This window comes from Protofrankia sp. Cr1 (genome assembly GCF_963555865.1).
Taxonomy (GTDB): domain Bacteria; phylum Actinomycetota; class Actinomycetes; order Frankiales; family Frankiaceae; genus Protofrankia.
The window spans coordinates 1-3,597 of record NZ_CAUVXO010000522.1 but is presented as its reverse complement, the minus strand read 5'-3'; the positions used below and the strand labels follow the sequence as shown (position 1 = coordinate 3,597).

The 3,597-nt window shown below is 62.3% G+C and carries 4 protein-coding genes; all 4 read left to right on the top strand.

From position 1 onward, the window contains the following. The first annotated feature begins 226 nt into the window (after positions 1-226). The 4 genes from U9980_RS25040 to U9980_RS25025 all read left to right on the top strand — a co-directional run bounded on the left by U9980_RS25040 (position 227) and on the right by U9980_RS25025 (position 3,438). The gene (locus tag U9980_RS25040) at positions 227-499 is read left to right on the top strand and encodes a hypothetical protein (protein ID WP_322770177.1); all 273 of its coding nucleotides are present in this window, start codon (positions 227-229) and stop codon (positions 497-499) included. A 582-nt stretch (positions 500-1,081) separates the two neighbouring features. Further along, complete coding sequence (locus U9980_RS25035; protein WP_322770176.1) at positions 1,082-1,627, top strand: hypothetical protein; 546 nt, start codon at positions 1,082-1,084, stop codon at positions 1,625-1,627. Between the two features lie 10 nt (positions 1,628-1,637). Beyond that, positions 1,638-2,231 carry a GNAT family protein gene (locus U9980_RS25030; protein ID WP_322770175.1) on the top strand — a complete coding sequence of 198 codons (594 nt, stop codon included), beginning with the start codon at positions 1,638-1,640 and terminating at the stop codon, positions 2,229-2,231. A 262-nt stretch (positions 2,232-2,493) separates the two neighbouring features. Further along, positions 2,494-3,438: a hypothetical protein gene (locus U9980_RS25025; protein ID WP_322770174.1), complete on the top strand. Its 945-nt coding sequence runs from the start codon at positions 2,494-2,496 to the stop codon at positions 3,436-3,438. The last annotated feature ends 159 nt before the right edge of the window (positions 3,439-3,597 follow it).

Genomic DNA, 3,597 nt, shown 5'->3' with positions numbered 1-3,597 from the left:
AGTCAATGGCACGTCGCAACATCACGGGGGCGGCTCTCATAATCCGTCGGTCGTGGGTTCGAGTCCCACCCGCCCCACCCCCGCTGACCTGCACGAACAGGTCGCAGAGATCGCAATAAAGATCCATAAATGACCCTGGTATTGCCAGGGTGTTGCCATTGCGACAGCAACCAAATTTCACACTTTCGATCACGGTTACAGACCGTGCCCGAAGAAGATCGACACGGTGTACCACCCCTGGACCAAGGCGATCTCCAGACCAGTACCGGCATACACGGCGAAGCAGGCCGGTAACGACAAGAGGAGAAAGCAGGCGATGACCCGGTACGCCTACAACCCCACCCGGCGTGCGCTCGTCGTCTCCTGGGCCACCGGCGCCGGCGATGACACCACCGATGATGACACCATCACCGACGAGCTCGCCGAAGAACGCACCACCACCACATTCCTCGACCAGATGCGCGCGGAAGCAGCCTCACGACGCGCCGACCGACTCTAACGCCGGCTGACCCCGCACCCAAGTCTCCCATCAGTGAGCCACAAGATTTATCACATGTGGCGCACTGACTCCTTGAGGCCGCCGACAACTGGTTCGGCGTTCCTGTCCAACAGGTGGAGGGGCTGGTCACGATGGCCGCACGGAAAGCACTGCGCTTCGCGGTCGCAGTCGGCAGCGACAACGTCGGACCCGACACCATCGATCTGGTCCACGATGAGGTGACCCGCCTCGCCCGCGCCTACCCCGTGAGTCCCCTTTCGACGATCCTCGGCGATCTCGTTGACCTCCAGGAAGCCACGTTTCGACTGCTGGAGGCCCGGCAGGTCTCAGCAACCAATCGGAGCTTGTACCTGTTGGCCGGTGCGGTGTCCGGGATGCTCGCGAAGGCATCACACGACGTCGGGCAGCCACAAGCCGCGATGACGCAGGCCCGCACCGCTTACATCTGCGCGGACAACGCCGGGCATGACGGCCTCAAGATCTGGACCCGCGGACTCCAATCGATGATCGCCTACTGGGCCGGTCGTCACCGTGAAGCCGTGCAGTACGCCGAGTTGGGCGCCGAACCCGCGCAACGGGTCCATGGGACGGCCAAGACATGGCTTCTCGCCCAAGAAGGCCCGGAGCTGGGCGGTACTCGGCGCCGCGGAGCAGGCCGAAAGCGCGATCATCCGTGCCGACGAGGCCCGGGAACGCATCGAGCCCGACGAGCTGGACGAGTTCGGCGGCATCCTGACCTTCACCCGACCGCGGCAGCTCTACTACGCCGCTGACGCCCGCATCTGGGTGGACGGCGCCTACCTCCGCGCGGAGGAAACCGCCACCGAGGCGATCGCCGCATACGAACACGCCACCGTCGACGAACGATCCTTCAGCGACGAGGCCGGAGCCCGCGCCGACCAGGCATTGGCCCGGCTCACCGGCGGGAACCTCGAAGGCGCAGTCGAGGCACTCCGCCCCGTCCTCGATCTGCCCGCCGACCAGCGCATCGCCGGGATCATCGCCAGCGCCAACCGGGTACACACCGCCCTACGTTCGGGACCGGCCGCGGAGACCACCGCGGCACGCGACCTTCAACAGGAGATCGAAGCGTTCTCCGCCGTCTCGGCCGCCGCCGCACTTCGATAAGGTCAGCCGGGTGTACCCGGTGCGGATCGACAGCGACGGCCTGTGCTTGCGAGAGTTCACCGAAGACGACATAGACGCGCTACTTGCCGTCTACGGCGACCCCACCGTCACCCGGCACATGAGCTTCGAGCCACGTAACCGCGGCCAGGTCGCCGCCACGATCGCCATGGCCATCCGGACATCCACCATCGAACCCCGGGTCGAATACTCCCTTGCCGTCGCGATCCCCGACACCCACCTGATGATCGGGTTCGGCCGGCTTGCCATCGACAGTGGCCACCCCGCCCAACGCAGCGCCCAAATCGGGTTCGCGCTCCGCGCCGATCAGTGGGGCCGCGGCTACGGCGCGGAAACCGTCCGACTCCTGCACCGCCTCGGCTTTGCCGAACTCGGGATGCACCGCATCTGGGGTGCCCGCTCCCCCGACAACACCGTCTCCGACCGGCTCATGCGCAGACTCGGCATGATCGAAGAAGGACGTATCCGCGGACACGTCCTCGTCCGCGATGCCTGGCGTGACTCCATCGTCCATTCCATCCTCGAAGACGAATGGACACCCAGCACGCACACAGACGCCGCCAGTCAGAGCACCGTCACAACCTGACCGGCTACAGCACCGGCAAGACCGATCATAAGCCCGCGAGTTGCCGAATTATCCGGTTTTAGATCAAGGGCGCGGCGCGGGCCGCGCCGCGCGACGGCTGCGCGTGGCGCTGGCGCGCCATGCTCGCCGGGTGCGTCTCAGCTCACACCGCCCATCGGTCGAAAGTAGCATTCCCCCGGAAACCGGCTTTGGCCGGTAGGATCGCCGCAGGATCATGAGGCGTTCTAAGACGCGACCTTGGGCTAGGAAGGCGTGGCGAGGCATGGCGGCAGACCGGGGGGACCGGAACTACAAGCGAATTTCTGGATCAGCTTACCAAGCGCTCCGCTCGGCACTGGCGCTTGTGTACTGGTACAAACCATCTCTTGAACGCCACCTGCGTGCGCCCCTTCGCGATCATCCTGAGGTGTTGGCGGGCATCGATTTCAAATTGAAGAAGCGAGAGATTGCAGATTCCGTTGTTGATCGTCTCATAGACGGTGAATCTCGGTATCAGCGTACCACGGTAGCTCTGATGCTTGAGGTAGCAGAGATGGATAGCTTCCCTGAGCTGGAGCAACACGAGGACTCGGATAAATGGCTGCCCCGAGCCATCAACGCTGTTGCGGAGCTACGGAAGCACACCGAAGAGCACGGTGCCCGCGCGAAGGAAAGGGAAGAATTCGAATGCGCCGAACGCGCTTCCTACTTTGAGAAGGTCGGCGTACAGAGGCGGTTCTCCGACGAGCTAGCATCGCTTCGAGCAACATTCTTCGAGCTTCATGATATGAGCGATCCCCACCGCCGAGGAAAGCTCTTCGAAGGATTCTTGAATAATCTTTTTGAACTGTTCGATCTAGATCCGAGGCTGGGTTATAGCCTAGAGACTGAGCAGATAGACGGCGCCTTCACCTTCGACACCGACGACTACATAATGGAAGCAAAATGGACAAAGACAGGTGCTAACCGCGAACAGGCAGACGCTTTCGCAGCGAAGGTCCACGGAAAGGGAAAGAATGCACTTGGACTGATCGTCAGTGTCAACGGACTCACGCTTCCGGCTCGTAAGAGGTACAGTCAAGCCACTCCCTTCATGACCCTGGATGGAGGAGATCTATTCTTCGTCTTTGAGGGTCGCGGCCGACTCGATGAACTGCTGCGCCGCAAGAAGCGCCATGCCAACGAGACCGGTGAGTGCTATTTTCCGGCTAGCCAGATGTTCGAGTAGGCGGAGTGGGCAGCTTAAGCATTCGGTTCAGCTCGATGAACTTCCTGTAGCTCACTGAATGCAGCGAAAACATGTGGGCTGTCCTCGGCTCCGCGCCACTCGACGACTCGTATAGTCCTGCGAGATCTTTTTATACGAGCAAGTGTCGCCGAGCTTGGC